Annotated in this window: 27 protein-coding genes; 7 read left to right on the top strand and 20 right to left on the bottom strand. The window is 44.3% G+C overall.

Annotation, left to right across the window (positions count from 1 at the left end; genetic code table 11):
* Positions 1–64: 64 nt before the first annotated feature.
* Together BLW29_RS01070 and BLW29_RS01065 are read right to left on the bottom strand one after the other, a co-directional pair.
* Complete coding sequence (locus BLW29_RS01070; RefSeq protein WP_143044340.1) at positions 65–799, bottom strand: alpha/beta hydrolase family protein; 735 nt, start codon at positions 797–799, stop codon at positions 65–67.
* A gap of 168 nt (positions 800–967) precedes the next feature.
* On the bottom strand, positions 968–1,834 hold the full coding sequence (locus BLW29_RS01065; RefSeq protein WP_090975486.1) for an SDR family oxidoreductase: 867 nt from the start codon (positions 1,832–1,834) through the stop codon (positions 968–970).
* Between the two features lie 252 nt (positions 1,835–2,086).
* Between BLW29_RS01065 and BLW29_RS01060 the strand changes: the two genes are divergently transcribed.
* Positions 2,087–2,587 (top strand): GNAT family N-acetyltransferase, encoded by a 501-nt coding sequence (locus BLW29_RS01060; protein ID WP_090975485.1) that lies wholly within the window; start codon positions 2,087–2,089, stop codon positions 2,585–2,587.
* Positions 2,588–2,638: 51 nt separating this feature from the next.
* Here the strand turns inward: BLW29_RS01060 and BLW29_RS01055 are convergent, their stop codons facing one another.
* Entirely contained in the window at positions 2,639–3,916 is a 1,278-nt protein-coding gene (locus tag BLW29_RS01055) for a glycoside hydrolase family 5 protein (RefSeq protein WP_218147083.1), read from the bottom strand.
* A 24-nt stretch (positions 3,917–3,940) separates the two neighbouring features.
* A complete protein-coding gene (locus tag BLW29_RS01050; RefSeq protein ID WP_177186423.1) occupies positions 3,941–4,477 on the bottom strand; it encodes a GNAT family N-acetyltransferase in 537 nt (178 codons plus the stop codon).
* Positions 4,478–4,699: 222 nt separating this feature from the next.
* On the opposite strand from BLW29_RS01050, the gene BLW29_RS01045 reads away from it, so the two are divergent.
* Entirely contained in the window at positions 4,700–5,644 is a 945-nt protein-coding gene (locus tag BLW29_RS01045) for a ribose-phosphate diphosphokinase (protein WP_090975483.1), read from the top strand.
* Between the two features lie 78 nt (positions 5,645–5,722).
* Here BLW29_RS01045 and BLW29_RS01040 read toward each other — a convergent pair whose 3' ends face one another.
* Positions 5,723–6,337, bottom strand: a complete 615-nt coding sequence (locus BLW29_RS01040; protein WP_090975482.1) for a hypothetical protein — start codon at positions 6,335–6,337, stop codon at positions 5,723–5,725.
* 135 nt (positions 6,338–6,472) lie between these two features.
* Between BLW29_RS01040 and BLW29_RS01035 the strand changes: the two genes are divergently transcribed.
* Complete coding sequence (locus tag BLW29_RS01035; protein ID WP_090975481.1) at positions 6,473–6,856, top strand: DUF3888 domain-containing protein; 384 nt, start codon at positions 6,473–6,475, stop codon at positions 6,854–6,856.
* A 295-nt stretch (positions 6,857–7,151) separates the two neighbouring features.
* On the opposite strand, the gene BLW29_RS01030 is transcribed toward BLW29_RS01035, so the two are convergent.
* The 9 genes from BLW29_RS01030 to BLW29_RS00985 all read right to left on the bottom strand — a co-directional run bounded on the left by BLW29_RS01030 (position 7,152) and on the right by BLW29_RS00985 (position 15,322).
* A complete protein-coding gene (locus tag BLW29_RS01030) occupies positions 7,152–7,508 on the bottom strand; it encodes a hypothetical protein (protein ID WP_090975480.1) in 357 nt (118 codons plus the stop codon).
* A 103-nt stretch (positions 7,509–7,611) separates the two neighbouring features.
* A complete protein-coding gene (locus BLW29_RS01025; RefSeq protein WP_090975479.1) occupies positions 7,612–8,184 on the bottom strand; it encodes a hypothetical protein in 573 nt (190 codons plus the stop codon).
* A gap of 180 nt (positions 8,185–8,364) precedes the next feature.
* Positions 8,365–8,928 (bottom strand): histidine phosphatase family protein, encoded by a 564-nt coding sequence (locus BLW29_RS01020; protein WP_090975478.1) that lies wholly within the window; start codon positions 8,926–8,928, stop codon positions 8,365–8,367.
* A 239-nt stretch (positions 8,929–9,167) separates the two neighbouring features.
* Positions 9,168–11,630, bottom strand: a complete 2,463-nt coding sequence (locus BLW29_RS01015) for a discoidin domain-containing protein (protein WP_090975477.1) — start codon at positions 11,628–11,630, stop codon at positions 9,168–9,170.
* A gap of 211 nt (positions 11,631–11,841) precedes the next feature.
* On the bottom strand, positions 11,842–12,429 hold the full coding sequence (locus BLW29_RS01010; RefSeq protein ID WP_090975476.1) for a hypothetical protein: 588 nt from the start codon (positions 12,427–12,429) through the stop codon (positions 11,842–11,844).
* A 10-nt stretch (positions 12,430–12,439) separates the two neighbouring features.
* Entirely contained in the window at positions 12,440–12,994 is a 555-nt protein-coding gene (locus BLW29_RS01005) for a hypothetical protein (protein WP_090975475.1), read from the bottom strand.
* 135 nt (positions 12,995–13,129) lie between these two features.
* Positions 13,130–13,591, bottom strand: coding sequence for a nuclear transport factor 2 family protein (locus tag BLW29_RS01000; RefSeq protein WP_090975474.1), 462 nt, complete (start codon positions 13,589–13,591; stop codon positions 13,130–13,132).
* Positions 13,592–13,615: 24 nt separating this feature from the next.
* Positions 13,616–14,458, bottom strand: a complete 843-nt coding sequence (locus BLW29_RS00995; RefSeq protein WP_090975473.1) for an isocitrate lyase/PEP mutase family protein — start codon at positions 14,456–14,458, stop codon at positions 13,616–13,618.
* A gap of 510 nt (positions 14,459–14,968) precedes the next feature.
* Positions 14,969–15,322 carry a hypothetical protein gene (locus BLW29_RS00985; RefSeq protein ID WP_090975471.1) on the bottom strand — a complete coding sequence of 118 codons (354 nt, stop codon included), beginning with the start codon at positions 15,320–15,322 and terminating at the stop codon, positions 14,969–14,971.
* Between the two features lie 97 nt (positions 15,323–15,419).
* On the opposite strand from BLW29_RS00985, the gene BLW29_RS00980 reads away from it, so the two are divergent.
* From BLW29_RS00980 to BLW29_RS00970, 3 genes are all read left to right on the top strand, one after another.
* The gene (locus BLW29_RS00980; RefSeq protein WP_090975470.1) at positions 15,420–16,271 is read left to right on the top strand and encodes a class I SAM-dependent methyltransferase; all 852 of its coding nucleotides are present in this window, start codon (positions 15,420–15,422) and stop codon (positions 16,269–16,271) included.
* A gap of 27 nt (positions 16,272–16,298) precedes the next feature.
* Positions 16,299–17,231 (top strand): hypothetical protein, encoded by a 933-nt coding sequence (locus BLW29_RS00975; protein WP_090975469.1) that lies wholly within the window; start codon positions 16,299–16,301, stop codon positions 17,229–17,231.
* 179 nt (positions 17,232–17,410) lie between these two features.
* Positions 17,411–17,644, top strand: coding sequence for an NHLP leader peptide family RiPP precursor (locus BLW29_RS00970; RefSeq protein WP_090975468.1), 234 nt, complete (start codon positions 17,411–17,413; stop codon positions 17,642–17,644).
* A gap of 39 nt (positions 17,645–17,683) precedes the next feature.
* Here BLW29_RS00970 and BLW29_RS00965 read toward each other — a convergent pair whose 3' ends face one another.
* Both BLW29_RS00965 and BLW29_RS00960 read right to left on the bottom strand, forming a co-directional pair.
* Positions 17,684–19,597, bottom strand: a complete 1,914-nt coding sequence (locus tag BLW29_RS00965; RefSeq protein WP_090975467.1) for a sensor histidine kinase — start codon at positions 19,595–19,597, stop codon at positions 17,684–17,686.
* Positions 19,598–19,802: 205 nt separating this feature from the next.
* On the bottom strand, positions 19,803–21,734 hold the full coding sequence (locus BLW29_RS00960) for a fructose-1,6-bisphosphatase (RefSeq protein ID WP_090975466.1): 1,932 nt from the start codon (positions 21,732–21,734) through the stop codon (positions 19,803–19,805).
* Positions 21,735–22,195: 461 nt separating this feature from the next.
* On the opposite strand from BLW29_RS00960, the gene BLW29_RS00955 reads away from it, so the two are divergent.
* Positions 22,196–22,384: a hypothetical protein gene (locus tag BLW29_RS00955; RefSeq protein ID WP_090975465.1), complete on the top strand. Its 189-nt coding sequence runs from the start codon at positions 22,196–22,198 to the stop codon at positions 22,382–22,384.
* Between the two features lie 22 nt (positions 22,385–22,406).
* On the opposite strand, the gene BLW29_RS31290 is transcribed toward BLW29_RS00955, so the two are convergent.
* The 4 genes from BLW29_RS31290 to BLW29_RS00940 all read right to left on the bottom strand — a co-directional run bounded on the left by BLW29_RS31290 (position 22,407) and on the right by BLW29_RS00940 (position 25,550).
* Positions 22,407–22,583, bottom strand: a complete 177-nt coding sequence (locus BLW29_RS31290; RefSeq protein WP_177186422.1) for a hypothetical protein — start codon at positions 22,581–22,583, stop codon at positions 22,407–22,409.
* A 191-nt stretch (positions 22,584–22,774) separates the two neighbouring features.
* On the bottom strand, positions 22,775–23,623 hold the full coding sequence (locus BLW29_RS00950; RefSeq protein WP_143044338.1) for a hypothetical protein: 849 nt from the start codon (positions 23,621–23,623) through the stop codon (positions 22,775–22,777).
* A 447-nt stretch (positions 23,624–24,070) separates the two neighbouring features.
* Positions 24,071–24,424 (bottom strand): hypothetical protein, encoded by a 354-nt coding sequence (locus tag BLW29_RS00945; protein ID WP_090975463.1) that lies wholly within the window; start codon positions 24,422–24,424, stop codon positions 24,071–24,073.
* 199 nt (positions 24,425–24,623) lie between these two features.
* Entirely contained in the window at positions 24,624–25,550 is a 927-nt protein-coding gene (locus tag BLW29_RS00940; RefSeq protein WP_090975462.1) for an acetamidase/formamidase family protein, read from the bottom strand.
* Between the last annotated feature and the right edge of the window lie 133 nt (positions 25,551–25,683).

Genomic DNA, 25,683 nt, shown 5'->3' with positions numbered 1-25,683 from the left:
TTCAACAAAAACAAGGAGCAGCTGCCGCTGTGGCAAGCTGCTCCTTGTTTATAGGCTATCGTTGTTAGTTTGCAGGTATAAATGCTTTGATTTTCTGTGCAAGCACATCAGGCGCAAAATCTTGAAGATAATGTCCATAATCATCCATTAATACATACTTGCTATTGGCAATTCTTGAAAGGTAGGATAGTTGAAACCCTTGCCATTGTTCTTTGGTATAACCAAGTCCAATGCCATCACCATTCGATATGAAAAGCATTACCGGTATCTGTGGCGGCGGCAATGCATCTACTTTATGAGCATTATCCAATAGTTGCACTAGTTCTTGAACCATAGGCGGCGTATTTGTTCTCCTATAATAGATTGCTTTATAGATATCTTTTTCTTGTTCTGTCAAACTTCCTGCCGAAATAGCCGCCTCGCTCTCAACCATGGATGGAATAAAACGTGTTACTCCCATATGTTCTGCAAATGCCAGTATCTTAATTTTCGTTACAAAGTCAGATGCTTTCGGCAAATTGGGATCGAAGTAAGCATTTACAGTACCCACATCTATTCCTATAATGGCAGAAACTTCGTTTGGATATTTTTGAGCCCAATAAACGGACTCCAATCCCGAAATAGAATGAGGAACTAATACATGATTGAGACCATCTCCCCCATGGGCTTTACTAATGCATCTTCCCTGCTCAGTTGGATCTTGTGATTGATGACTACAACTAAAGCCGCTAATACAATAAGTCCAACAATCCCCCCCAATACCGTAACCTGTTCTCTTTAGTAATTTCTTCTTCACCATTGAGCCTCCTCAGAATCTGTTAGGTTCATCTTAGCAGGCTCCAAAGATAATGAAACCGGTCATCGGCCTCGTACATCGCTGGACAAATGTCTGGGGCGCTAGCTCGTTGCAACAAAAATAGAGCAGCTGCCGCGTGGCAAACTGCTCCATTATCATGATCTTCCGGTATCAAATTTTATTTTCCAATGTTCTATGAATAAACGATGAAAAGTTATTCGGCTTTCGACCTAAAATCCATGATAAAACATTAGAATTACCGATAGATCCATGTGCATTGTAATGTTGAAACATTTTTACGATTGTATTTACTTGATAATCTCCTAGTCCACGCTTCTTTAATTGTGCTGCGAACATTTCGTCTTCCGGCGTTTTCACTTTAATCTCATGGCCAAAATGCTGTTCCATTGCTGTAATCATATCAGACAACGATAAGTTTTCAGGTCCACATAATTCATACGAAGCCCAAGTATGTCCTGGACGAGTAAGAATGATTGAAGCCGCCTCAGCTATGTCTTCTAAGTCAACCATACTTATGAAAGTATCTTGAGTCGTAAAGTACTTTTGTTGAAAGATACCTTCTTCACTAAGCAGCTTCCAAGACTCGAGAATATTCTGCATGAGAACGCCTGGTTGAATAATCGTGTAGGGGATACCAGAATTCACCACAAGCTCCTCAACCAAGAGTTTTTTGTGATGATGCGGCATTTCTTGAATGACGGGATGTAAGACGGAATGGAAAACAAAATGTTCGACTTCCGCCAAGCGAGCCGCTTCTGTCATCACTTGTCCAATTTGAACTTCATCGGGATTCATAGCTGAGCAAATGTGGTAGACAGCCTTAATTCCAACGAATGCTTCATTTACAGCCTTTTGATCCAGCATATCTCCAATGGCGACGTCAACGTCACCTAGTGATTTCATATACTCGACTTGTTCGGTCCTTCGAACCAAAGCCCTTATCGGCTCTCCTTTGGAAAGCAACGCTTTAATTACTGCACGACCCGTTTTCCCGTTTGCACCTGTTATTAGGATCATTATTATTTCTCCTTTCCAAAAAGGTTATTGGGGTCCGTTTATCGCAATGATAATCGTATCTTTACCATGAATGAAAATGTTCAAACCTTGGTTTTGTTTAATCTAACTATAATAAAATCGTACTATTCTATCAATATCGCTGTATCTATCATCATCATAGTCGTTCTCTATGCTATGCAGTTTATGAACTTCCTTTTTGTATGGTAAAATCGCTTTATACTCAAATTTATATTTCAAACGGAGGCAATATAGGTGGAATTAATAACTGAAAGATTAATTATTCGAACGCTAGAAAATACAGATTACCCCAATAGTGTTATCAATAATGTGGACTCTTTTGCGAACGACACAAGAGGGCTGTTTAATTGGATAGTCTCCCAATATGACAACATGGATATCGTTAATGACATCATTTCTCTTGGTGTTTTTCTAAGGGAAACGGGAGAATACTGCGGATATGTGGGTGCAGGAAAACACGCGGAGTTGCAGGAACCAGAAATTTTCTATGAGTTTTTACCTGAAAAAAGTGGGTTTGGATATGCGAGCGAAGCTGCTATAGCCGTTACAAAGTGGGTTTTTGAAAACTACGAAATACCCTATTTAATCGGAACTGTTGGCGTAGATAACATGAAATCACAAAGAGTCTTGGAACGAAGCGGATATCAATTAATCGACTATAGAACATCTCTCATGCCACAACCTGAGGGTAAGCATTCTGACTATAAATATTACAGATGTTACCCTGCAGGATAAGCTTGAAATGCTAAGACAGCTAACGAGGTGCGGATTTTAGAATCGTCATAGTCATTTTAAGTTATGAGGTATAAGCGCTTCCAGCAATTCCTTCCGAAACTGATTAGCTATTGGGTCATACACGCCGAAGCCCGAGCTAAATTCCCAATAAGCCCAGCTGAAACCGCGCCTGTCTGCCTCTTCACGCACAAAGGTCGTCCAACGTGCCCGTGAAGGCATATCGGCTTTGCTGTAAGCGCCGAATTCGCCAAGATAGATCGGGCGATGGTGCTCCTTCGCCCAATTGTCCACTTTATCGAATGCTTCGACAATCGATTGGGGGCCAGCCGGATTCGATTCCACCGGTTGCCTATTGTAATCTTCAAACCAATCGTTCACCCACTGCACCTGCTTGGCTGCTTCTATCGGTTCAAGCGACTGCGGCGGGGGACCTGGCCAAGTAACGCCTATGGTTCCGACCTCCGGTCCGCCCCATTCAGCCCCTTGATGAGTGAATAGAAATGGATCGTAATAATGGAACGTAACAACGACGTTCTGTTCGTTATCCGGAATGTCGAGCGACGCAAGATCAGCATAATTACTCCAGTTGACGGAGCCGATAATGACCGTATGCCATTGATCCTCGATCCTAATCGTATCGAGTGCTTTCTTCAGCATTCGATTCCATTTCGACCAGGACAGAGAACCGTGGGGTTCATTAAGCAGCTCATAATAAACATTGCCGGGAAGCTCCTTGTACCGTGCCGAGATTTGCTTCCATAACGCCAGAAAACGAGCCTCATGCTCATCTGGATTCGGATAAATCTCATCGAAATTGTGCATATCAAGTACCACATTCAGTCCCTGCTTCAACGCCTGATCGATGACCCAATCAATGCGTTCGACAAAGTTGGCGTCAATGGCATATGGAGCTTCCGCTTCCGCATGCGCCGACCACTTGATTGGAACGCGCACGGTTTCGAAACCTGTATCCTTGATCGTCTTAAAATAGCTTTCCTGTAAAATGACTCCCCATTGCCCTTCGATTGGAGCCTCAAGCGCGTTGCCAAGGTTGACTCCTCTCCCGAGCTGTTTAGCTTGTTGAAATACGTCAAGCGGCGCTGATTGCGGGTCGCGCTTCGGCAGCTTCAAATCCGGCGTAGTTGCAGGCAAAGCAGTCGATGCCGGGTCGGGTGACAAAGTATTCTCCTCCGCTTTGCTGGCCGCCGGCGTGACATTCTCCGTCTTGTTCGAAACCTCATTATGTACCTTTTGTGTGCCATCTTTACACCCTGTTACTAAAACAAACATGATTAGCGATACTATGAGCGCATTACTCCATATTTTCAATGCTGCAGCCCCCCTTGAAGTCACTCATTCTAAATTCTTTTCTAAAATGAAGATCACTTCTCTTGGATTGTATTGCCTTCTTAATTCTTCTCTTCGTACAATCCCGCTTGCATAGTCATCTACTCCGACTCTCGCAATTTCCTCCCAATTTGAACCTTTGACTACCAATTCCGTTGGTATGTATCCATTCTTCACATAAAACGCTTCCACTTGTGGAGCGTCCGCTGAACCTACACCAATTTTATAATAGCTTCTTTTCTTCACCGCTGTTTCAAAGATCCGCAGCATGTTTGTTCCCAGCCCAACTCTGGCATAATTCTTCGTAACATCCAGATTAACCGCGATCCCAGTCAAATTAATGACGGCAGTATTTCTCTTAGACGGATTTCCATAGCAAATACCAACCACTTCACTACCATCCACGGTGACGAAGTACAAGTCAGGATTTTGTTTCACACGTAGAATAAATTCCTCGAAGGTCTCTTTATCCAAATACTCGCACTGAAATGCATGCACTTCTTCATAATCACGTTCTTCGATTAATCGTATCTCTTTCTCCACCTGATAAGCCTCCTCCATACTGTCGTTATACCGTTACGCTTTCTATTCCCTTCCTTAAGGATTCGAGAAGATAATTGCGCTATCCTCTCGTTAGCTTTGGGTAATTTTGAATTAAACAATGGGAAAAGATATAATGGGAGTAACTGTATGTTACAAGAACGTACAAGACTATGCTTACGATGTGAAACTTACATAGCTATTCTTTTAGGAGGAGTCAAGCGGATGCAAAATGTAAAAATATTTTCCGGTTCATCGAACCGCCCGCTCGCGGAAGAGCTATGCCGGCAGCTTGATGTTACGCTTGGAGACATTGAGATTTCCAGGCTTCAAAGCGGAGAAATCAGCTTACGTTATCTCGAATCGATTCGTTCTGCACATGTCTATATCGTTCAATCTTTGTCTCATCCCGTAAATGAGCATTTAGTCGAACTCATGATTATGATTGATGCAGCGAAACGGGCTTCAGCCAAAACGATTAATATCGTAATGCCGTATTACGGTTATGCTCGTCAGGAACGCAAAGCTGCCCCGCGCGAACCCATTTCCGCGAAGCTGGTAGCCGATGTGCTGACAACAGTAGGCGCTGACCGCATCATTACGGTAGATCTTCATGCCGATCCGATTCAAGGCTTTTTCGATATCCCCGTTGATCATATTACTGCTTTGGACCTCATTACGGATTATTTGAAGGCAAAGAACATTAAGAATCCGGTCGTTGTCTCACCTGACGCTGGTCGGGCAACAACCGCTGAGAAGCTCGCCAACTATCTGGACTGTCCGTTTGCCATTATGATTAAGAACCGCCCTGCTCACAATAAGACGAAGATCACTCATATTATCGGTGAAGTCGAAGGCATGACTCCGATTATTATTGAGGATTTAATCGATACAGGCGGTACGATCGTGAATGTTGTTGAGGCGCTGCATAAAAGAGGCGCGAATGACGCCTATATTTGCGCAACACATGGGTTGTTCTCGGAGAACGCGCTTGAGAAGCTGTCGCATCCCTACATCAAAGAGGTCGTTATTACGGATACCATCGCAATTGATCCGAACCGTTCGGACAAGTTCGTTGTTCTGCCAATGGCGGAGCTTCTCGCGACTGCGCTCAGAATCATAAATAACGGCGGTTCAATAAATACGCTATTTAAGACGAAGCAAATGTAAGGAATAGCGAGAGCGAGCGACAACAAAAGAAAGCAAGCGGCAACTAAAGGCCGCTTGCTTTCTTTTTCTCCGTATCCACTACTTTAAGACAAATTGACCACCTATATAACTGTCATCTCGTAGATGTTTTTGCATAAGTTCGTTTGAAATCCTAAGCGCCTGAACTCGGGTAGCAGCTGGCCCTGCAAACATTAAGCCATCTCCCCCATTCCATTCACTGCCCTTCGAATCATCCTTGGTGGCAACTTCTCTAAATTTGGTAAACGTAACCGCGCTAAAATCAGCGTTGGCAAATAATGCACCGTAGGTGTAGATTCTAGGCTTAACGTTCATAGAACCTGATTTTTCGAAATAGGTGTATATTATCAACCCGTATCCGTTCTTATCGAAACGAATAGTTGTCTCCAAACTCTCCTTCGGAACGGGAATCGTTTCATGCGCAAATGTAATTGTACCTCTAAATTTCCGGATACCCTTCAAGCTTCTAGACCACTTACCTTTAAGTCTGACTGTCTCGGGTTGTATGTTGCTGCCATTCTCAGGTCCTAATTGGTAATTTACTCCTTGTATCGACACGTCTATCGAACGACTATACATATTCAATCCTATATAAGAGATAGCTATGACGAATGCCACAAGCAATAACGAAATAATTACAATCTTAAGTTGTTTCTGATGAAGTTTTAATTGCAATCAATTTACACCTCGCCAAAAAATAAATAAAAGTTTCTTAGAGTCAATTAGTTGAACAGTCCTGGCATTGATGCTGGCAGTGTTATAACTTTTTTCTTTGGGGAGAGAATACCTCTATAAAAGGAGGTTATTTATATGAAGCTAACAACTTTAGCGAGTGTTTTACTTGCCGTTTCAATGGCTTTATCAGCGCCAGTGAATACAAATACAAATGAATCAGCAGACCGCACTAAGAACCAACAACAATCTTCATGTGATGTGCTTAAAGACGCATTCGTGTGGACCTTGTTCAAACCGATTGAGAACGTTATTCGAGAATATAACGATGAGCGACAATTCATGGTCGACGATGTCGTTGAAGTCAAACATTTGAAGCCCGGTCAATATTACTGGGAGGCAACCTTGAAAGTATCGACCTTCGAAGGACCTCATAACGAGCCTTATCATCACTATATCATTACCTTCACCAACTTATATGCAAATGCAGTAACAGTGAAGCAAGTCTTAAGAACCGAATGAACACAATAAAACTGTCCTGTAACTTCATTGAAAAACGGCAGCTGAACATCATGCCAGTTTCCGTATCAATAATAAGTATTAACGTAATCGTTAGTTCAAAGAATTAATGATATCATCATAAAGATTTTTGGCATATGAATCAAAATCACAGTATTTTTCGATCTCCGTGGGGGAGGTTATGAATCTCAATAAATCAGGTAACAATTCCTTTTTCACTTCAATTGGTAACTCAGGGAATTCTCCAGGCCACCAATTAATCGGCAGCCTGTTCTATTTGTGCTATCGTACCCGTTCGTTAATTCCATACCTCTATCAACAAATTTCCGTAAAAGAACATCGCGTATTCAACAAGTATTTCTCGCTCTTCATCCGTCGGTCTAATTGATAGCTCATCCTTTCCTTCAAAAATTATTTTTATTAAATCTTCATCCCCTGTAAGAACAACTTCAACTAATTGATTTATTAATCCGCAAAGTGCATCTCGGTAGCCAATATTCCCATATCGGTACTTCATACCTTTCATAGTTACCGTTGGCAGTGCCCATGCAGTTAAACATGCATCATCTGTTTCACAATGAAAACCAAACTGAACATAATCCCGAACAAATGTCACCGAATACATCTCGGCTGTGATAATTTTGTCTATTGCCATTGTAATTGCCCCTCAGACCGTTTAAACAGATTTATTCGCGAATGAGCAAACAAATCCTTTTAACAAAACTGGCCCGTTAACGGAACAGGCCTCCAGACATAGCTTAATCATTTCGGGCAAAATTTCGAATAATTAATTCAGGTGAGCTTGAAGTCGAGTACCAATTAAAATGTGAATGTCCAGCAAACGAAGAAGCCAAATGTGAGCAGGAGTGGGTCAACAATTCAAGTCCCAATCTTGAGGAATTAAATATGACGAGGTCTTTCTCGGCATCAATTCTTAACTGATTCTCATATTTCCAGCTTGCCCAATTATCCCAAAACGCTTCATTCTCCCTACTTTCAATAGTTATGTCAATAATCCCCTTCAACCTCGAGCGCTTAAGAGCCAATTTTATTTCCTTGATAAGCTTTCGATTTAAGGGAATGACAGCGCCATTGAAGATAAATAGGTCAGCATGTTCAGGTCTTTCCCGTTGAAGATAAAGCACGTCATCACTATCATGACAATGTTTAAGGAGAGATGCTAACAAAAACAACTCGGAGGAATCTTTAGCGTCAATAAGTAGAAAATGACCCATCTCTTCTGTCACAGTTATCCCAATTTCTTGTTGGTTTAGATGAATGACTTTTAAATCGAGTGAGCCTACTCTAAGTTCGTTCCGACTAAAAATCAAATTGTACATACCCCCATCAAATAATAACTCCAAAATAGAAGGAATTCCGAAATAGAAGGAATTCCGAAATAGAGTAAGACTAAACTAATCTGTTCGTTCGGAACGAAAATGAACAACTGCCCAAGCAATTTGCTCCAAGGTGCGTTGAACTATCGTCTCCGTAGCTTGGCGACCAACAGACTACAAATTCATTCGATATACCCCAGCCTCACCGAGAAAGTCTTCTCTGGTCAATCCTTTTTCTCCAAGTAATATCCGATAATTCGTTATCGTTCCATCATGTGAAATAATGAATACTTTTCTATAGCTTTGCCCGATCCACTCTAATAACCTCGTAGCATATCCTTCAAAAATATCCTGTTCAATCCTATTAATCCCTTCTTTCCAGCAATCCAAATTGAAATCAAGAATTTCAGTATCTCCATACAGATTTGTAATTTCAGTTTTAGAAAGGACATGATCACAAGTTAAAAAAGGAAGTTCGAGGTTCTGAGGAAACATTCTAGGACCAACAAATGGAGAAACAATGAAGTCCATACCGTTTTTTATAATAGTTGCCGTCTCAATAGTACGTTTAGTTGGACTTACAAGTACTAAATCATCAGCGCCAATAATAATTTCATTTGATAGCTGCGTTTCTTGAAATTTTCCATACTCTGTAAGACTAGGATGCGGAGTATTCAACCGATTTGGATAATCGTTGAGGTGTTCTCCATGACCGTGCCGAATAAATGTGAATTCCATTTTTAACCCTCCTAACATTAAATCTCATTTTAGGTATTCCATTATTTTATTGAACTATCCTGCCCTTAGCTTAACAAAAATAGAGCAGCTGCCGGCGGCAACTGCTCTATGGCGCGTAAAACTAACGTGCCCGTTCGTTTAATGATGCAGCAGATTCTGACCTTCAATGATGCATCAAAGACGGAACGCAGCTCCAGCTTAAAAAATGCCTTCACTTATTCCCGCTCACTTCAGTTCCACTAACCAGAAGTCGGACCAAATACCTCAAACCTCCATAACGAGTACCCGTAAGACGAACCTCGCTTCAGACCCAGCATCCGTACATATCTTGCGCTCTTGGCTGAGAACGAGATATCGTCGATCCCCCCGTCCCCGGAAGTGGTCGCGAATACATCCGTCCAGGTCTTGGCATCATTCGATACTTGGATCTTGTAGGCTTTCGCATAGGCTGCCTCCCAGCTCAGATAAACCCGGTTCACTGTCTTGACCGCGCCTAGATCGGCATAGATCCACTCGTTGTCGGTATAGTTCGAGCCCCAACGCGTCGCCCCGTCGCCATCGACCGCGTTAGCGGCTGCCAGTGATGCAACATGAGTCGAACTGGCCGCGACTGCAGCGCCGGCGGCGAGGTTAATGCCGTACAGATGGATGTTTTCCAATCCCGCGTGAGCCATCTTCATTATGCTGACCATATCCGTGTATGGCTGATCCTGCTGATTGACGAGTCCGATATTGTAGCTTTCTCTGTCCAGGCGTCCTGTGACGGCCTGATCGAAATAGGCATACCAGCCTGAGCCGACGAACAACGGATTCTGTGCCTGGCTTTCCGCAAATGCCCGGTAGGCTACTCCCCGCTCAGCGATGCTGGTCGTCTTCGTAGGGGCGCTGATATATGACAAGCCGCGGTCGGACGAGCCGAAGGAATGCTCGAGATTGAGCAGCGGCTTCCCGAAAGCCTCGTATTCGTCCATCCAGCTACCATCCCTCGTATAACTGTCCACCGAGAAGGCATCGACATACGGCATGGCCCCCCGGTCCCAATCCATACTCGTTCGCCAAGTAGGGACGACAGTGGAGCCGAGAAACAAATGATTCGGGTCATTCCGCTTCAGGATGTCGCGGATCATAGCGTAATACGTCTCGGATGCCAAGGTGATAAAGCCGGATACGTCTGCAGAGGAGACCTTGGTTATTGCGATCGGAGTGTCCTTGAGTTCGTTGACCGAAACGGCGTTCATGCCTAGCAGCAAATTGACGTTATCGAGACTGCCGTGCCGCGTGACATAATAATCGATGAAGGCGCTCTTCGCCGGTGAATCCGCTCTATACATCAGCAGCTCTTTGACGATATCGGTTGTCCAGCCGGCTTCGTTATCGTAGGTGTAGCCGATTAACCACTTGCTGGTGCGCGCGTTTTGCAGTTGCTTCTTTAGCGTACTCTCGATGATCGGCGCGGTCTGAGGATCGAACACGTCGTACGACCAAAGGATTCTTCGCAAGGTAGCTGGGTCCTGCAGCACCTGAACGTACGGAAAGGTGACACCCTTCGGCTTGGTCCACTTGCTGAAGGCGTTGAACCCCCACTGTATCAGGCGTTTGCGCGTGATATCCCCCCATTTCGCCTCGTAATCGCTGCCGTACTTCTTCATTACATTCGAGACAATGAAGTTGACGTGCTCGCCGTTCACGTCCTTGGTATAAGCCGGCGCGTAGAGCGTCCGGTCTGGCAGCTGCTCGAAAATTTGCCTTGGCGTGCCGTCCGGCTTCTGCGTCGGCGTCATGTAGCCGGCTTCCCATAAGCTTGCGGCATCCACCCCTTTCAATAAGAAAGGATACCCGTCCGGCGTAATGAACCACCATATGCCGTTGACCTGCTGCAGTCTGAAATAGCCGGTACTCTCGTATTTCCCAATACGCTTGATGCCGCCGTAAGGATCGTAGATTGCCGGGTCATATGCGACATTCACCAAGGCTGCGGCTTCATCCATATAGTTCTGACGCAACTGGGCGTCGGAGGTGATTTTACCCGGCCAAGCATCGTTCATCCATTGGCCGTAACGGTCCGCCATCAAAGCGTCCTTGTGCAGCTCGGCCTTAAGCTGTTCCGCGGTGAACGAAGGCTCAGGATTTTGCCCCGGCGTGCCGCTGCCTTGCGTGATTTCAACTTCCGTCAGAGGGATATGCTGATAAGCTTGCGTGCGTGTGATGTCCAGCACGATGAACCTGGCCGTCACGCCCGCCATCGGCACGTTGACCGTATAGTTCAGCTCGGTGCCTTGTCTGATATGCCTGGTTGCGATGTAATAACCCGTCGCCGCTTCAGGGCGGTATTTGACGGTCATATCTTTGAAGCCCCAGTATTTGTTTGGTGAGTTCATCACCACACGCAATTGATCAAGGGGATAGTCCCTGAGCAAGTCGATCACCACATGCACCGTCATCGACGATTTCGCTTTCCCCATCCAGCCTGCATAGGCAGTCGTACCGTCATACAAGACGCCTTTCGCCGCCGACGTCAGACCCGTCGATAGCAGATCCGGTGAATTGCCTCCATCCGGAGAGACACTATAGACATAATTTCCCGTTACGAGCATCGTTTCTTCACCTCGAGCATGACCGATTTGAATAAATGCCGCCAAGGCGGTCGTTGCCAATAGGAACGCCAACACAATTCTTGTACACATCATTACCCCTTTCTTCATCCGTTCCAACCTCCTTTCTTCCTGTATCGTCCCGTGCAAAGGATATGTTTAGAAATATTTAACATAATTTTCCTAAAAACTGAAAAGGGTACCCAGGACCCAATGTTGCTTGAGTCCGAGGTACCCCATTGACAAGGAAGGCATGCAGGATGCGAAACCTCCCTTACCTATTTTGCGAATCGTGCCTGCCTTCTCTCCAAACGGATAGCGTTCACTTGTTTAACCGCAATCCTTTCAGTAGATCGATGAATTGCTTTTTGGACGCTGCCTCTTTGTCATGTTTTGAAAATTCCAGTACGAATATAATTTTCTCTTGTATCGGAATGACGGCATAATAGACGTCATGGGTGCCGGTTAGGCCGGAGGCGGCAGTACCGTTGTCAGCGTCGAGCGTATAAAGCTTGCCGCTTCCGATGGGTGTATCGATCGTTTCTTCTTTTGTAATTACACTATGATTGGGTTTATAAAATTTGAAGTCAAAATCGCCAGCATACGGATAAGTGACAACTCCCCCGAGATTGTCTCCGTTCTCATCGGTGAGGGATGCGCCAAAGCGATCTCCGGTATTCAGGTTCCATCCTTTCGGCAGGGTCAATTCCAGATTAGAGACGTCGTATTCAGAGACCGTACTCGGTTGACTAAATTCCGATTGATTCCCAGAATTCTGCCCGTTGCCGGAAATGAAAGATGATTTTGTACGCTCAATGCCGGCATTGGAAACATGGTTACCGGAACAACCGGTCAGAGCGACCATCAGCGGAACAGCCAGTAGCATTAGTTTTTTCGTGGACAGTGCCATTCTTCTACTCCTATCGCTTCCAATAATCTAGATCACCATATTCATACAGCACTTTGCCTTCCTTGTTTGTTGCTTGAAGAGTTATTGGCATATTCAATTCATTCTCGACCAAGGAATACCATATCGAATAATCTCCGTTCTTAATTATACTGGCTGTCTTGTCACCTTCACTTATCAGAAGAATCTGAGTAATCTCCGGATCCTTAACAATCCCATAAAGCAAATGAATATTAGACTCCTTTTTTTCGGAGCCCTGCCAGCTTATTTCCTGTTCTGTTAACAAAGGAGCCTTATTGATATATTCACTACATTCATATCCTCGAAACTTCTTCTTCAGTAATACAACGCTTAGCTCTGTTTCACTCCTATAAAATGCGACTGTTCGAGCACTATCAGTATGTAGATCAATGATTTCAATATAACCTGAATCAGACTTAGATATAGCTTTCCCGATTTGATCGTAAAGAGGTTTATTTTGTTGTAATAGGCATTCTAGAAGTACAACAGAGGTTATAAGAAAACTCAGAGTAGAAGCTAGCCAAAAAATGTAAGTTATCTTTTTCATTTCGCACTCCCAGTTAGCATAATAAAGGCAGCCGATCACTATACTGACCAGCTGCCGCTGTGTATTTATTGTACTTAGTTTCCTTTTAGGCATAGATATCTGGAGGTAATGTTGTCCTTTAAAGTGATAGGTATGTCATAATCCAAGATCAGATAGTCCTGGATGATCATCGGGGCGCCGACCGAGTGGCCAATGAAACTTACGGTCACTTTCGCGTATGGGCATATCATTAATTGATGCGAACCTGCGCTGCATTAAGCCGCCTGTATTAAATTCCCAATTTTCATTCCCATACGATCTATACCAGTTCCCGCTGTCATCATGCCATTCGTATGCGAATCGTACCGCAATACGATCATCTGTAAACGACCAAAGTTCTTTTATTAACCGATAGTCCAGCTCTTTTTCCCATTTCCTCTTTAGGAAAGCTACGATTTCCAAACGACCCACAGGAAACTCGGCTCTGTTCCTCCATTGGCTATCTTCCGTGTAAACAAGCGACACGCGTTGCGGATCCCGGCTGTTCCAGCCATCTTCAGCCATTCGTACTTTTGCAATAGCGGTACTGAGCGTGAAAGGCGGCACTAAAGGTTTCATGAAAATCGCTCCTTTGTCTTTACGTTATCGTCCTCTGTTGATCTGATCGTTCATATCCAGATAAGGGACAGCTTGTTTCAAATATGAAGCGATTGATCCTTCGTGCTTGAGCTCCAGACATATCTGTTGTATATATGAGTATATCGCTCGGTACATCCCTGACCCCATACTGATACGTTTCACGCCTGTCTCAGCAACCTCATGCGAGGGAGGCGTTTGAATGCCTGCTAGTACATTAATAGGTACAGAGATCATTTCCACTAATTTTCTCATCAGAGACAAATCGCTAATATTAGGCACAAATATACCGTCTGCCCTTGCCTCGATATATACTTTCGCCCTGTCAACAGTACCAGCAAATCGATCTGCTATTTCTATATCTTTAAGCCAGTAGGTATCTATCCTTGCATTGATAAACAAAGGAATGCCCTCAGATAACGCGGCTCTCTTCACCGCTTCGATCTTCTTTGCTTGTATGATTACATCTTCCAGTTTAAGCCGAGAAGGATCGCCATCTTCAATATTGATCCCCACTGCCCCGGTATTCATTATTCGCCTCACGTTCTCTCCAACAATAGTCAGGTCATTGGAATAACCATTTTCCATATCTACCGTAACAGGAACATCAACGGATTCTACGATTGCTCGTACAGAAGACAGCATATCCTCGAATGAGATACGTTCCCCATCCGCAAATCCCTTGGAATATGCAATGCCTGCGCTTGTCGTTCCGATCGACTCAAACCCGCAATTCTGCATCGCTTTAGCCGATCCAACGTCCCAAGCATTAGGGAGTATCAGAAGTTTCGAACTCGACGAATGCAACCGTTTGAATGCACTTACTTTCTCAATCTGTTCATGAATCATTTATTATTCATCCTTTCACTTTCATACATCTTATCGCTTAAGTACTTACTGTCTTCTTCATCAAAATTGCAGAAATCAGATACAAAATGAGTACGATACCAAAGAGATTCCAAATCCCTGGGATTTTCGCAATCGATAAGTATAGTGCGCATGGCAGCGACCAACTAAACACGATATACATGATTATTCGGTTTTTTAATAAGGCAGCAATAATACCTATGCATGCAGGTAGAATTAACATTAAATAAATAATGATAATCGTTCTTTCGTTTAGTGGAGTGCTGGAATAGGGATTCCAGTACAAAAATAAACCACAAAGAATGATACAACCGATGGAGGCTGCTAATCCAAGGAATAGGGCTGCTTTCATTACTGAACATCCTTTTTTCTGATGTCTTCTGCCTCATACATATTCTTCCAAAGCTATTATACTTCCTTCCATCAAACTTGATATATTACTGTAATGCAACCGATGGAACGCAAAAAAAATCCGCCTTTCAGCGGAGTCACTCATACAAGTCTGGTTAATTCGCTGTTGATTACTCGGTGTGCGGCAACAAAACGATCTTTCGGACTAATCCCAAACGATGCAAATTGCACCTTTGATTGATTGGTAATAAATTGGACTTCATACTGCTTTGCTTTTCCCACAAAAAAGCTATTATAGGTGGATGCATTCGGTTTCACTGTAAACACAACGTTATGAATCAATTTCTTCTTACCGTTTAATGCATACACTTTGATTCTTACTTTAGCATTCGCTTGTTGATTCTGGTTTAACGAGTTTACAACAATATCTTTGGATACCGTCTTATCTTTCTCCGTCAAATTATTCAGAGGCCCAGTCGAATACTTACGAATCATGCATACTCCCCCTTTCATGAACAAGATAATGTGAGCAAATCATGTCGCTGCATTATCTTATTGGTTTAGGGGTTTATCTGATTGGACGAATCTCAGATTGCCGTTCGCCAACATGTCGTTTTGTTTCCAATTATTCGGTATAATTAATCTAGTCAAATATATTGCCGATAAGGAGCTGTTAACGCTGGGCGTCGACGATTCTACCTACTTATTCAACGATATGCTTTCGCTGACTATGCAGCTCTTCTATGAGCGCGAGCGTTCACTGTTCCTGCATGAGCCGCTTCAAGCCGCTTCGTCCGTTCTCGATATCGGCTGTGGAAACGGTGCCTATTTGGAGGCTGTCAAACAGGACTATCCGCATTTGAAATGCACCGGTCTTGAGAAGGACGAGCGCATTTACCGCTATGCGGAGGCAAGAAACGCCCCGGGCCTGGAATTTGTTCAGGGCGATTATCGGGAGTGGACGCTACGGGCCGAGCCGTTCGATGTCGTCATCGTTAGGCTGGTCGCGCTGCATCTCCCGGACTTCGGGCATTTTCTGGGTTGGCTGCGAACCGTCACCCATGCCGATTCCTTGATTATCCTCATCGATTTGGACGACGAAGCAACCGGTCCCTTGCCCGCCGACTGCCTGCCTCGATTCGAAACGTTGTTCCGGACTTCGCGTAAGCCGCTGCTGGATCGCTTCCCGAAGCCGGTCGGCGATCGGCTGGCCGAGTTAACGTCAGCTCACGGCGGCTTCCGAACGAAGCTGCAGTCTTATCGCATCCGGGCTGAAGACGGCGAAACGAAGCGGCTGATCCACCGTTATATGGAAACGGTGACCCGGATCATGCAAAGCGCTCATCTGTCCGATGAGCGGAAGCAGGAATTGGACCATTGGCTTAACGAGAAGTCCCTTTCCTATGAGGCTGGTATGTTTGCATTATCGTTTCAACGCATTTGATTACCTACCCGGGAGGACCAAGAAACGATGACATGGAGATCCGATTACGACAATGAACTTGCCCATGTGTTCCGGGAAGCGGAGCGTCTGATCGATGCCTATCCGGCACCGCTAAACGACAAAGGGCGCGATTATTTGCAAGCCTTCAACCCGCTGAATCCTTCTGGCACGAAGAACCATATCTGCTACCTGCTGCCGTTCTGGATGCAGCCCATTACGGAGCTGGATTCACGATACTATCGCGATTTGTCGCTCGCTAATGTATTCGTCATGCTGTATTTTTTCATTCAGGACGATCTCATGGATACCGCTCCGTCCGATTGGAAAGAACAGCTAGCCCTAGGTAATTTGTTCCACCTAAGCATGCTGGACTTGTATCGCGCGTTGTTTGAAAGCAGCTCCCCATTCTGGGACTATTATCGCGCTTACGTGACGGACTGGTCCTTGTCGGTTGCCTATGAAAGTCCTCACACCAGCCTATCTCCAGCCAAGCTGGCGCAAAAGGCGGCGCCCGTCAAATTGGCGAGCACCGGCGCCCTCCTTCTCGCTGGTCGCCGCGAGCTTGAACCTGCCGTTTCCGATGGGGTCGATCTCGTATTGGCTACGCTGCAGATGTCTGACGATTGGTCCGATTGGGAAGAAGATTTTGAATTGCAGAACGCCAACAGTCTGATCGGTATGATTGCTTCCGAGAAAGCGGCCTCCCCTTCCCTAATGACAAGAACCGATATCCGGAATGCCATCTACATCGATGGAGCCTTAAGCCGTTACACGCAGGTTGCGCAAGCGAATGGCGAGGCTTTTGCAAGACTGGAGCTTTCTCTCCCCCATTTGGCCGCGTTTCAATCTCATTTGTCTGATAAGCTCACAGAGGAGAGCCAGTTGTTGAGTGATACGAAGAAAAAGCTGCTTGGCGGCGGATTTACGTATTGGATTTCGCAAAATAAATCATTCGACTAACGATCACGATACTTAGTAAGAAAGACATAGGGGAGAAACAACAAAGGGAATCCCGGCCGAAGGAATCCTATATTTTCTGTGCAATAATTGTCGGATTCTATCGATTTATAGTAGTATTGTCCCAATAATAGTGATAGACTTGAAATGGTAGTATATTCCTATTAATGAGGTGCAGCCAGATGTCCGAACAAGAATTGCAACAACAGATTATCGAGAAAGCTTGGTCCGATGAGACGTTCAAAGCCCAATTGCTGGCGGACCCGAAAGCGGCGTTGAAAGAAGCCTTCGATCTGACTTTGCCGGAAGACGTGGAACTGGTCGTCATCGAAGAGACGCCTTCCAAGCTTGCGCTCGTCATCCCTCAAAACCCGGGTGACCTCGCAAAAACAGACAGTCTACGCAGCACTTGGTAATGTTCCGCGGACAATATTTGCAACAAACAAAAGCGAAGGTCATATAGAGACCTTCGCTTTTGTTTCTTCATAGCGCGGGAAACGAATGATCGCTTCGGTGCCGACGCCTATCTGACTCTTGAATTTGATCGTCCCCTGCATGACCTCGATGATCCTGAACGTCACCATGAGTCCAAGGCCGGTTCCCTTGGTTTTGTTGGTGAAATACGGTTCCCCCAGCCTTTCGAGTATGCGCTCATCCATCCCGGCTCCGCTGTCGGCAATATGAATAACGACTTGTTCTCGCTCCTCGTATGCCCAAATCTTCACGACGCCGGAGCCTTCCAACGATTCGATGCTATTCTTAATGATGTTAACCAATGCTTGCTTCAGCTTGGAGGAATTGCCCATGATCCGCAGCGAACGGGGCATGCTCATCTCCAAGTGGCCGCCCTGAAGATTGGCCAGCGGCACGATAATGCCTTCCACGTGCTTGAATTCGTCCGCCAAATTCAATTCGTTCACCTGTTCCATCTCCGGCTTCGCGAAGGTGAGAAAATCGGTAATGATCGTCGAAGCCCGATCAAGCTCGTCGATAGCAAGCTTGTAAAAGTTCTCGGTATTCGGTGTGATCTGGTGGCGTTTCTCGAATATTTGCAGCAGTCCGCGCGTGACTTGAAGCGGGTTGCGAACCTCGTGCGCAACAGAAGCCGCCAATTGGCTGATAATCTCCATTTTCTCCGATCGCTGCAGCTCGGAGTTGTAAATTTCCAATTCTCTTGAGTAGGTAAGGATCAATTTATGCTGGTAGGAGAATCGGCGACCGAGTAGAACGATAAGTGATAACACGAAGGCCACCAGCCCCCATTTCCACCACGACAGGTCGTACGTCTTGGAAGACGCGTAGAATTTCAACAATTCCGCCACTCCGACGATTGCAAACACAGCCAATCCGATAGATAGAATAATCGAGTCGATATTACGATTCCACAACTGTCTGAGCAGAATGACAAGGATTAGGGTAAATTGGGCCAGCATGATTATGCCGCCAAACGTAACCGATAAGATAAAATAATAGGGCTGAAGCTCGTAATCCGACGACCAATTGACCATCAGCGCGATGATTCCAAAGATGGAATAGGCAATCAGGAACCGGCGGAAATACTTGACGATGCCGCGGTAGCCGCTTCCGAACAACAGCTCGATAAATATCATCAAGGACGGCAAGAACAAGTACAAGGACAAATCGAACATTCCTTGATAAAGGAAACCATATTCTCCGTAGAAGGTGTATAGGAACGGCGAGTATCCAATCAATAATCCGCCGATCGGCAGAATGATAAAACATAACGCGAGCCAGCTCTTCTTCTGATTCCGGTCAAGAAAAACCGAACATACGAGCATGACGAATGCGACGAATACAAAAGCGCCGCCTAAGATGATGTCGAGCAAATCAAATTTCGCGTGCAAACGCATGAGATCCTGGTAATCCGAGATGTTTATTCCGCGTCCGAGGCCCAATCTGTCCGTATGGCTTTCCAGATGCAAGACCAGTTCTTGACCAGAGTCGTTAGTTTGAAGCGGAATTAAGACGCGGTTCAGATCGAACCAGTATTTGCGTTCCGAATGAAAGACATCTTCCCCGCCCAGGTAGACGGTGAGGCTCTGCGCATAAATCGACCGAAAGAACACGCCTTGGTTCTGTTCGATTACGGGAAGCTTGATCCGAATCCAAGCGGACACTGCATTCACCGGTTTGGAAACTGCCGGATCCGAAGCCTGTATGTCCTGCCACCCCGCAGCTTTCATCGCCTGATCGGGTGCTGCAAGCCGATCCGCTTTCGTCTCCCATTTAATCTGCCAGGATGAGATCGAAGAATCTGCCGAAGACGGGGAAGCTCCCGCGGGATTCGGTACGATTGTGAAGATACTCATTATGATGAACAAGATTCGGATGAATACGTTTAGCCTCATTCCTGCGGACACCTCAATACATAGGTAAATTTTACTACGACTAAAATCTACAGTTCGACAAAATTCCAAGGCTTTCCTGCTTGATTTCGACAATAAATTAAATAACTTTCATTCCTTTTCGCGTTTAGGTCCAATTCACTCAAAAAGGCTGCCGATGCCGGCAGCCTTGCTAATGATTATTGAGCTATCTAACTTGGCAATCGTTTCACCTCATGTAGCGATCTTCTAAGAGGTTTTTCAAATTCGAGATTTTCTGCAGCAGCTTCTCCCCGACATTGGTTTCTCTCACCAGCTTACGCTCCAGTTCCTTGTCCACCAATCTTTTTACAGACAATACGTCCGTTCCGTTACATAACACATCTTCTTTGGATATAAATTTCTGGTGGGCCACCAGCTGCATGCCAAAGGAATTATACAATAAAGTATATCCGGCGATACCCGTCGTGGATTGATACGCTTTGGAGAAACCGCCGTCAATGACAATCAGTTTCCCGTTTGCTTTAACGGGGTTCTCTCCACGAATTTCTTTAACGGGCGTGTGACCGTTTATGATATGTCCATGATCCGGATTCATATCGAACGTCAGCAGAATTTTCCGGCAGATCTCCTCATTTTCACGCAATTGGTAATAGGGATTCTTTCTCTCCTTATAGGCTTCTTTATCTTGGATAAAGTACCGTTCAAAGGATGTCATTTCTCTCTTACCAAAAAGCGAGGAACATTCCCCTGTCCAGATGTACCATGCCATATCCGTTGCCAGATCTTCCGTCTCTTCCGGGTGCGCAAAGGCGTAACGTAAATAATTTTCAAAAACATCGAGCAGCTGACGGCCCGAATATGTCTTGTCTTCAATCTGCATTTCTTCCATGTTGCCTTCTTCATCCAAAGGAATACAGCCGTGAAATAACAAATTCCCGTTGTATTTCAAATAAAGGCTGCCTTTTTTCATAAGAAAATTCATATGTCTGGCCAGTTTTTCGGAATGCTGTACGGAGAACAGCAACCTGTCCATTACCTGCTGTTCTTCCTCGAGCATGTGCTCGGGATGCTGCGGATTTACGGTCGTGAAACAGGTGTTTTTCAGTTCGTATGTTTTTCCGCCGATCTTGATTTCAGTTTTGTCGTAATCGATCAGCTCAAGCATAAGCCTATTAGACATGTTAAAGTATGGGCGTCTCTTGATAATCGGGATTTCTAACTTGAACTGAATCATAGCAATGGCTTGATGCATTTTGGTAATCTGGAGGATTTCCTGCTCCGAACCGTTATTGCCCGGCTGTAGCTTCGGTCTAAAGGCCGGATTGTCATCATAATATTTCTCTGCCAGATTCAGCAACGGGCGTAGATTGATTCCATATATGTCTTCGATGATATCCAGATTGTCGTATCTGGCGCAGATCCGGATAATATTCGCAAGGCAGACAAGGGAACCCGCGTAAGCCCCTATCCACAAGACATCATGATTTCCCCACTGAATGTCAACAGAATGGTAGTTGATCAGCGTGTCCATAATTTTATCGGGGTCCGGCCCGCGGTCATAGATATCTCCGACTACATGAAGATGGTCTACCACCAAGCGTTGGGTCGTATAAGCAAGGCCGATAATGAGCTTGTCCGCCTGGCCCAAGGAAATAATTTGTCTATATATTTCTTCATAATAAGGGTCCTTATTGTTCGTCGAATCCGTCTTATATAGAAGCTCTTCTACTATGTATACAAACTGCTCCGGCAGAGCTTTACGCAATTTCGAACGCGTATATTTGGAAGAGGCATAAGAAACGAGCTTTAGCATGTGTTCAATCGTTTGTCTGTACCATCGGTTCAAGGCTTGTTTATTGCACAGGTCTGCTTTAACCAACCGTATTTTATCTTCCGGATAATAAACCAAAGCAATAAATGCATTGATTTCATGATCCGTCCACACCTCTCGGAACAAGGCTTTGATTTTATCCTTCACGGTACCCGAACCGTTTCTTAGAACATGCTGAAAAGCCTGGAACTCCCCATGCAAATCACTGACAAAATGCTCCGTTCCCTTGGGTAGATTGGAGATCGCTTCAAGATTGATGATTTCGGTTACAATTTTTTCTTCCGTATCATATTCCAAGGCCAATAAATCTAGAAACTGCGCATCCAATAAGAAACCTCCAATATCTTTTGGAGTAGTTTTCCATGCTGCCGATTGAATTATTCTGATTCTAAGTTCAATGAAAAAGCTCAAGGCCATATTTGGCCGGTTGCCTTCGTTATACGATTTCCTGCCAATCGTCGGTAATGAGATCAAGTCCTCGTCAATTTCGGAATTGAGATCAAGTTCTTGTCATTTGGTTTTGTCAAGAACTTGATCTCATAAATACAAAAAGCCGCGATAAACGCGGCATTTAATAAGATAATGTTTTTGTCACCAGACAGAAAACCACAACTTTGGAAAAGACATGAAGTTACAAATAGCGGATTTTAATGCAAATTTTCAGGGTAGTTGAATTAGTGGGTAAAGCTATGTATAGACCCATTTCTAATTCCGAACTGAACGTTACAAGTCTAGTCTAGCAACTGCTTATTCTGAATACCTTTAATTTATATAAGGAGGTGTACGTTATGGGCAGAAAGTTAACGCCTCTAGAGAAATTACAATTAGTTAGAAGAGGGGTGAAATTGCCGGTTAAACGTATGAGTGACCTTGATTTAAGCGGCAGTGATATCAAAGACCCAAAGGAAATAGCTCCTAACTCACCTGTTTTAAATGACCTGATTACAAGGCATTGGCATAAAATTAAACCGAAATAAAAAAAACCAGCCAGTGGCTGGTTTATTTGTTTTTACTATTAACTGTGAGAAAACACTGCAAGAAATTCGTGTCTTCCTTTGTAACCTTCACATTTTTGATAGCTTCCGTAGCCGTCCTATATCGCTTACCTCTTGGATTGGACAGCCTTTGGCGTGCCAGTTCACGTACTGCTTCAACGTCAAAAGTTGTTTTACTCATGTCCTATCCCCTCCATTGTCTTTAGAATATACTTATTATCACTAGAATTCAAGCAGGACTTTGTACGGGCCTCGTCAATGCCACCATATAGGAAGTTGTCTCTATATTACGAGCGATGACATTGTAAACGACCGGCAGCAGATGCTTATCGAACATATCAAACTTCTCCGTATGACTTCTCAGAACCGTTATTAACGGAGCACCATTGACTTCATAGTAATAGGCCAAAACGTTGTAGCGAAGAGGAATATCTTCTGATGGCATGCTATAAATAGCTGCTTCTTGCAAGTCCTCTGACTTACGAATAATGGGACGGATAAAGCTAGGTGCTTGATCCACGTTGTAATAAATATCGAATGAAAACGATGAATCAAAGTGTGTACGGTAAGCTTCCTTAAGTCAGCTAAGATGTCAGCAAGTACATCCCGAAATTCAACGTGTCCATTATTTTGAACATGATTCAACGTTGTTGTCAAAACATCTTCGGTCGTAAGATATTCCATCAACATAGCTTTAGATTTCGATACCATTAAGGTTTGATTTACCGATTGAGCAATATCCATCTCCACTTCGAGGTTAAATATCTTTAGGCGCTTTAATTTTGAAGAACTCGCCGATAGCGCTAGCGACACGACCCAAATTACAATCAAATAGAACAATGTTCGGAATATCACCTGATTTGTTTCGTTAGTAACGATAGGTTTTATCACCAGGTCTACCCAAGATTCTTCTTTCTCTTCTTTATTTCCGCCGCCGGTCGTTATCGTAGTGGATGATGAACTTGTCTGTTGAGTTGTCGATACGTTAGGCTTTTGAATTGTTGTTGTCTCTGTTTTTGTAGTTGTTGTTGTATCTGTTTTTTGAGTTGATGATGCATTTGCCTGTGATGGTGCTGTAGTTTTAGTTTGAGTGGCCTTTTGTTTGGATGAGTCCTTATGTAACTCTATCATGACAACCGAATAGATACATTGTGAGATAACAAAGATGACCAGAATCCTATAAAACCACTTAAACAAAAAGTCCAGTACATCGCCTTTCAACCAAGCCTTCCATTTTCCTACGATAGTAATCACCCTATCTATATGTTGTGTAAATATCTTACAACGCAATCAATCTCAGATGATATGAATTATTTGAAATATCCTTCCGCACTCGCATTTGTTTGGTATCCTTCGGCGTGGGACGACATTCCGTTTGCGGTCGTATCATGACCTTCTGCATCAGAGTATTCTCCCACAGCATTTTGATTACAATCAGGCACGAAACATATCACTCCCTTATCATTTGAATAAGTTTTTATATGGGAGCGAGATTAATAATATCCCCCACTAAGTATAATGTGTAAATAATGGAAGTTATCTTGGACAATCAATCTATTATTGTGCGCTGGAAAAACGCAAGAAGCCCTGAGGTCCGAATAGGAACGGTACCTAAGGGCTCCGGTATGGCAGCTAATCAGTAAAAAATCCGAAATTATGCGGAGTCACTCATACAAGTCTTGATAATTCACTGTTGATTACTCGATGTGCGGCAACAAAACGATCTTTCGGACTAATCCCAAACGATGCAAATTGCACCTTCAATTGATTGGTAATAAATTGAACTTCATACTGCTTTGCATTTCCCACAAAAAAACTATTATATGTGGAAGCATACGGTTTCACAGTAAACACAACGTTATGAATCAATTTCTTCTTTCCGTTTAATGCATAGACTTTGATTCTTACTTTAGCATTCTCACGTTGATTCTGGTTTAACGAGTTTACAACAATATCTTTGGATACCGTCTTATCTTTCTCTGTCAAATTATTCAGAGGTCCAGTTGTATATTTACGAATCATACATACTCCCCCTTTCATAAACAAGATATTGTGAGAAAATCATGTCGCTGTAATATCTTATTTATGCAGGGGTTTATCTGATTGGACGAATGCTGCCTCGGTAGCGAAACACCGGTAATTCATTGGACTTCGAGATCATTAGAATCGCCTAATACAAAAAGCCGCGATATTCGCGGCCTTTAATTAGAAAATGTTCTTGTCATCCGACATTTTCTCGATTTAATTGTGATAAGACCGATTTCGGCAGTTTGCAAACTACGCTGTAGGCAGGGTTAAACGTGTTGGCAATTTCATATTCCACTGCTTGTCCCAGCAACAAGCTGGCTTCCGAAGACGTTAAGCCGAAGTCCTCCTGCAGCAGCCGATATATTTCGGTCGTTGCATGTTGAAGCGCCTGGTCAAGCGGCCGTGCATTGCCGATACAAAACCAATGCGTGTCGTTTTCACCTCTCGGCCAGCCTATCTTTTTTCCTTTTTGAACGCTAACTGTGAACCGAACATCCATAGATATTTCGAGCCCTGTACCGATGATTTCCCCATCGCCTTGCAAGGCATGACCATCACCTAAATAGAACAATGCACCTTGAGAAGACACCGGAAAATAAACTGTAGTGCCTGCGACCAGTCCTTTATAGTCCATGTTGCCTCCATACTCGCCACTCGTAGCAGTTGAGATGAATTGATCATTAGAAGGTGCTACACCAAAACAGCCTAGAAAAGGCCGCAAAGGTAGCTTCAATTCAGCTAACCCGGGCGATGGCTCCTTGAGATAAGCAACCCCCTGCGAAACATCAACCGTCCAGCGTACGATATCCGATGCCGGCAATGAAGCAGCAACATGGGGTTCGATAACCGCTGGGGCAAGCATGTTGGTTGTCCAAGCCCAATTGCGGTTCGGAGTGATTGATTCAAATTTAACCGCCAGCGTATCACCGGGCATCGCTTCTTCCACATAGAAAGGTCCTGTCATTGGATTCCCGCGAGCAGCTGCGCTTTCGCCGTTGTTGTCCCAGCCTCTCGCATCGACTGTCGTCGTAATGACCGTATCCCCATCCCGAATCGTCAAAACAGGTGGGTGCTGGCCTATCGTATTATAATAAAGCTGCGGTATGAACTGATAAATCATGGCTACTCCTCCTTATCAACTGGATAGTCTATTGTTTCGACAAATGTTATAAATTCCCTACCCAGCTTAACATTGATTGAAGAAAAGTGATTGCCTGATTGCTCTAGGCCAAAAGATAGAGGCCTCCCACAAG

It is taken from the genome of Paenibacillus sp. CF384, from assembly GCF_900106745.1.
Lineage (GTDB): Bacteria > Bacillota > Bacilli > Paenibacillales > Paenibacillaceae > Paenibacillus_Z.
Note: the sequence above shows the minus strand (reverse complement) of the source record. Positions and strands in the feature narration are given on the sequence as shown.

What these genes read in the sequence shown, in the direction of transcription:
- BLW29_RS01070 (WP_143044340.1), bottom strand. Translation starts at nt 799, where the DNA reads ATGGTGAAGAAGAAATTACTAAAGAGAACAGGTTACGGTATTGGGGGG.
- BLW29_RS01065 (WP_090975486.1), bottom strand. Translation starts at nt 1,834, where the DNA reads ATGATCCTAATAACAGGTGCAAACGGGAAAACGGGTCGTGCAGTAATT.
- BLW29_RS01045 (WP_090975483.1), top strand. Translation starts at nt 4,700, where the DNA reads ATGCAAAATGTAAAAATATTTTCCGGTTCATCGAACCGCCCGCTCGCG.
- BLW29_RS01035 (WP_090975481.1), top strand. Translation starts at nt 6,473, where the DNA reads ATGAAGCTAACAACTTTAGCGAGTGTTTTACTTGCCGTTTCAATGGCT.
- BLW29_RS01030 (WP_090975480.1), bottom strand. Translation starts at nt 7,508, where the DNA reads ATGGCAATAGACAAAATTATCACAGCCGAGATGTATTCGGTGACATTT.
- BLW29_RS01020 (WP_090975478.1), bottom strand. Translation starts at nt 8,928, where the DNA reads ATGGAATTCACATTTATTCGGCACGGTCATGGAGAACACCTCAACGAT.
- BLW29_RS01015 (WP_090975477.1), bottom strand. Translation starts at nt 11,630, where the DNA reads ATGAAGAAAGGGGTAATGATGTGTACAAGAATTGTGTTGGCGTTCCTA.
- BLW29_RS01010 (WP_090975476.1), bottom strand. Translation starts at nt 12,429, where the DNA reads ATGGCACTGTCCACGAAAAAACTAATGCTACTGGCTGTTCCGCTGATG.
- BLW29_RS01005 (WP_090975475.1), bottom strand. Translation starts at nt 12,994, where the DNA reads ATGAAAAAGATAACTTACATTTTTTGGCTAGCTTCTACTCTGAGTTTT.
- BLW29_RS01000 (WP_090975474.1), bottom strand. Translation starts at nt 13,591, where the DNA reads ATGAAACCTTTAGTGCCGCCTTTCACGCTCAGTACCGCTATTGCAAAA.
- BLW29_RS00995 (WP_090975473.1), bottom strand. Translation starts at nt 14,458, where the DNA reads ATGATTCATGAACAGATTGAGAAAGTAAGTGCATTCAAACGGTTGCAT.
- BLW29_RS00985 (WP_090975471.1), bottom strand. Translation starts at nt 15,322, where the DNA reads ATGATTCGTAAGTATTCGACTGGGCCTCTGAATAATTTGACGGAGAAA.
- BLW29_RS00975 (WP_090975469.1), top strand. Translation starts at nt 16,299, where the DNA reads ATGACATGGAGATCCGATTACGACAATGAACTTGCCCATGTGTTCCGG.
- BLW29_RS00970 (WP_090975468.1), top strand. Translation starts at nt 17,411, where the DNA reads ATGTCCGAACAAGAATTGCAACAACAGATTATCGAGAAAGCTTGGTCC.
- BLW29_RS00965 (WP_090975467.1), bottom strand. Translation starts at nt 19,597, where the DNA reads ATGAGGCTAAACGTATTCATCCGAATCTTGTTCATCATAATGAGTATC.
- BLW29_RS00955 (WP_090975465.1), top strand. Translation starts at nt 22,196, where the DNA reads ATGGGCAGAAAGTTAACGCCTCTAGAGAAATTACAATTAGTTAGAAGA.
- BLW29_RS31290 (WP_177186422.1), bottom strand. Translation starts at nt 22,583, where the DNA reads ATGAGTAAAACAACTTTTGACGTTGAAGCAGTACGTGAACTGGCACGC.
- BLW29_RS00945 (WP_090975463.1), bottom strand. Translation starts at nt 24,424, where the DNA reads ATGATTCGTAAATATACAACTGGACCTCTGAATAATTTGACAGAGAAA.
- BLW29_RS00940 (WP_090975462.1), bottom strand. Translation starts at nt 25,550, where the DNA reads ATGATTTATCAGTTCATACCGCAGCTTTATTATAATACGATAGGCCAG.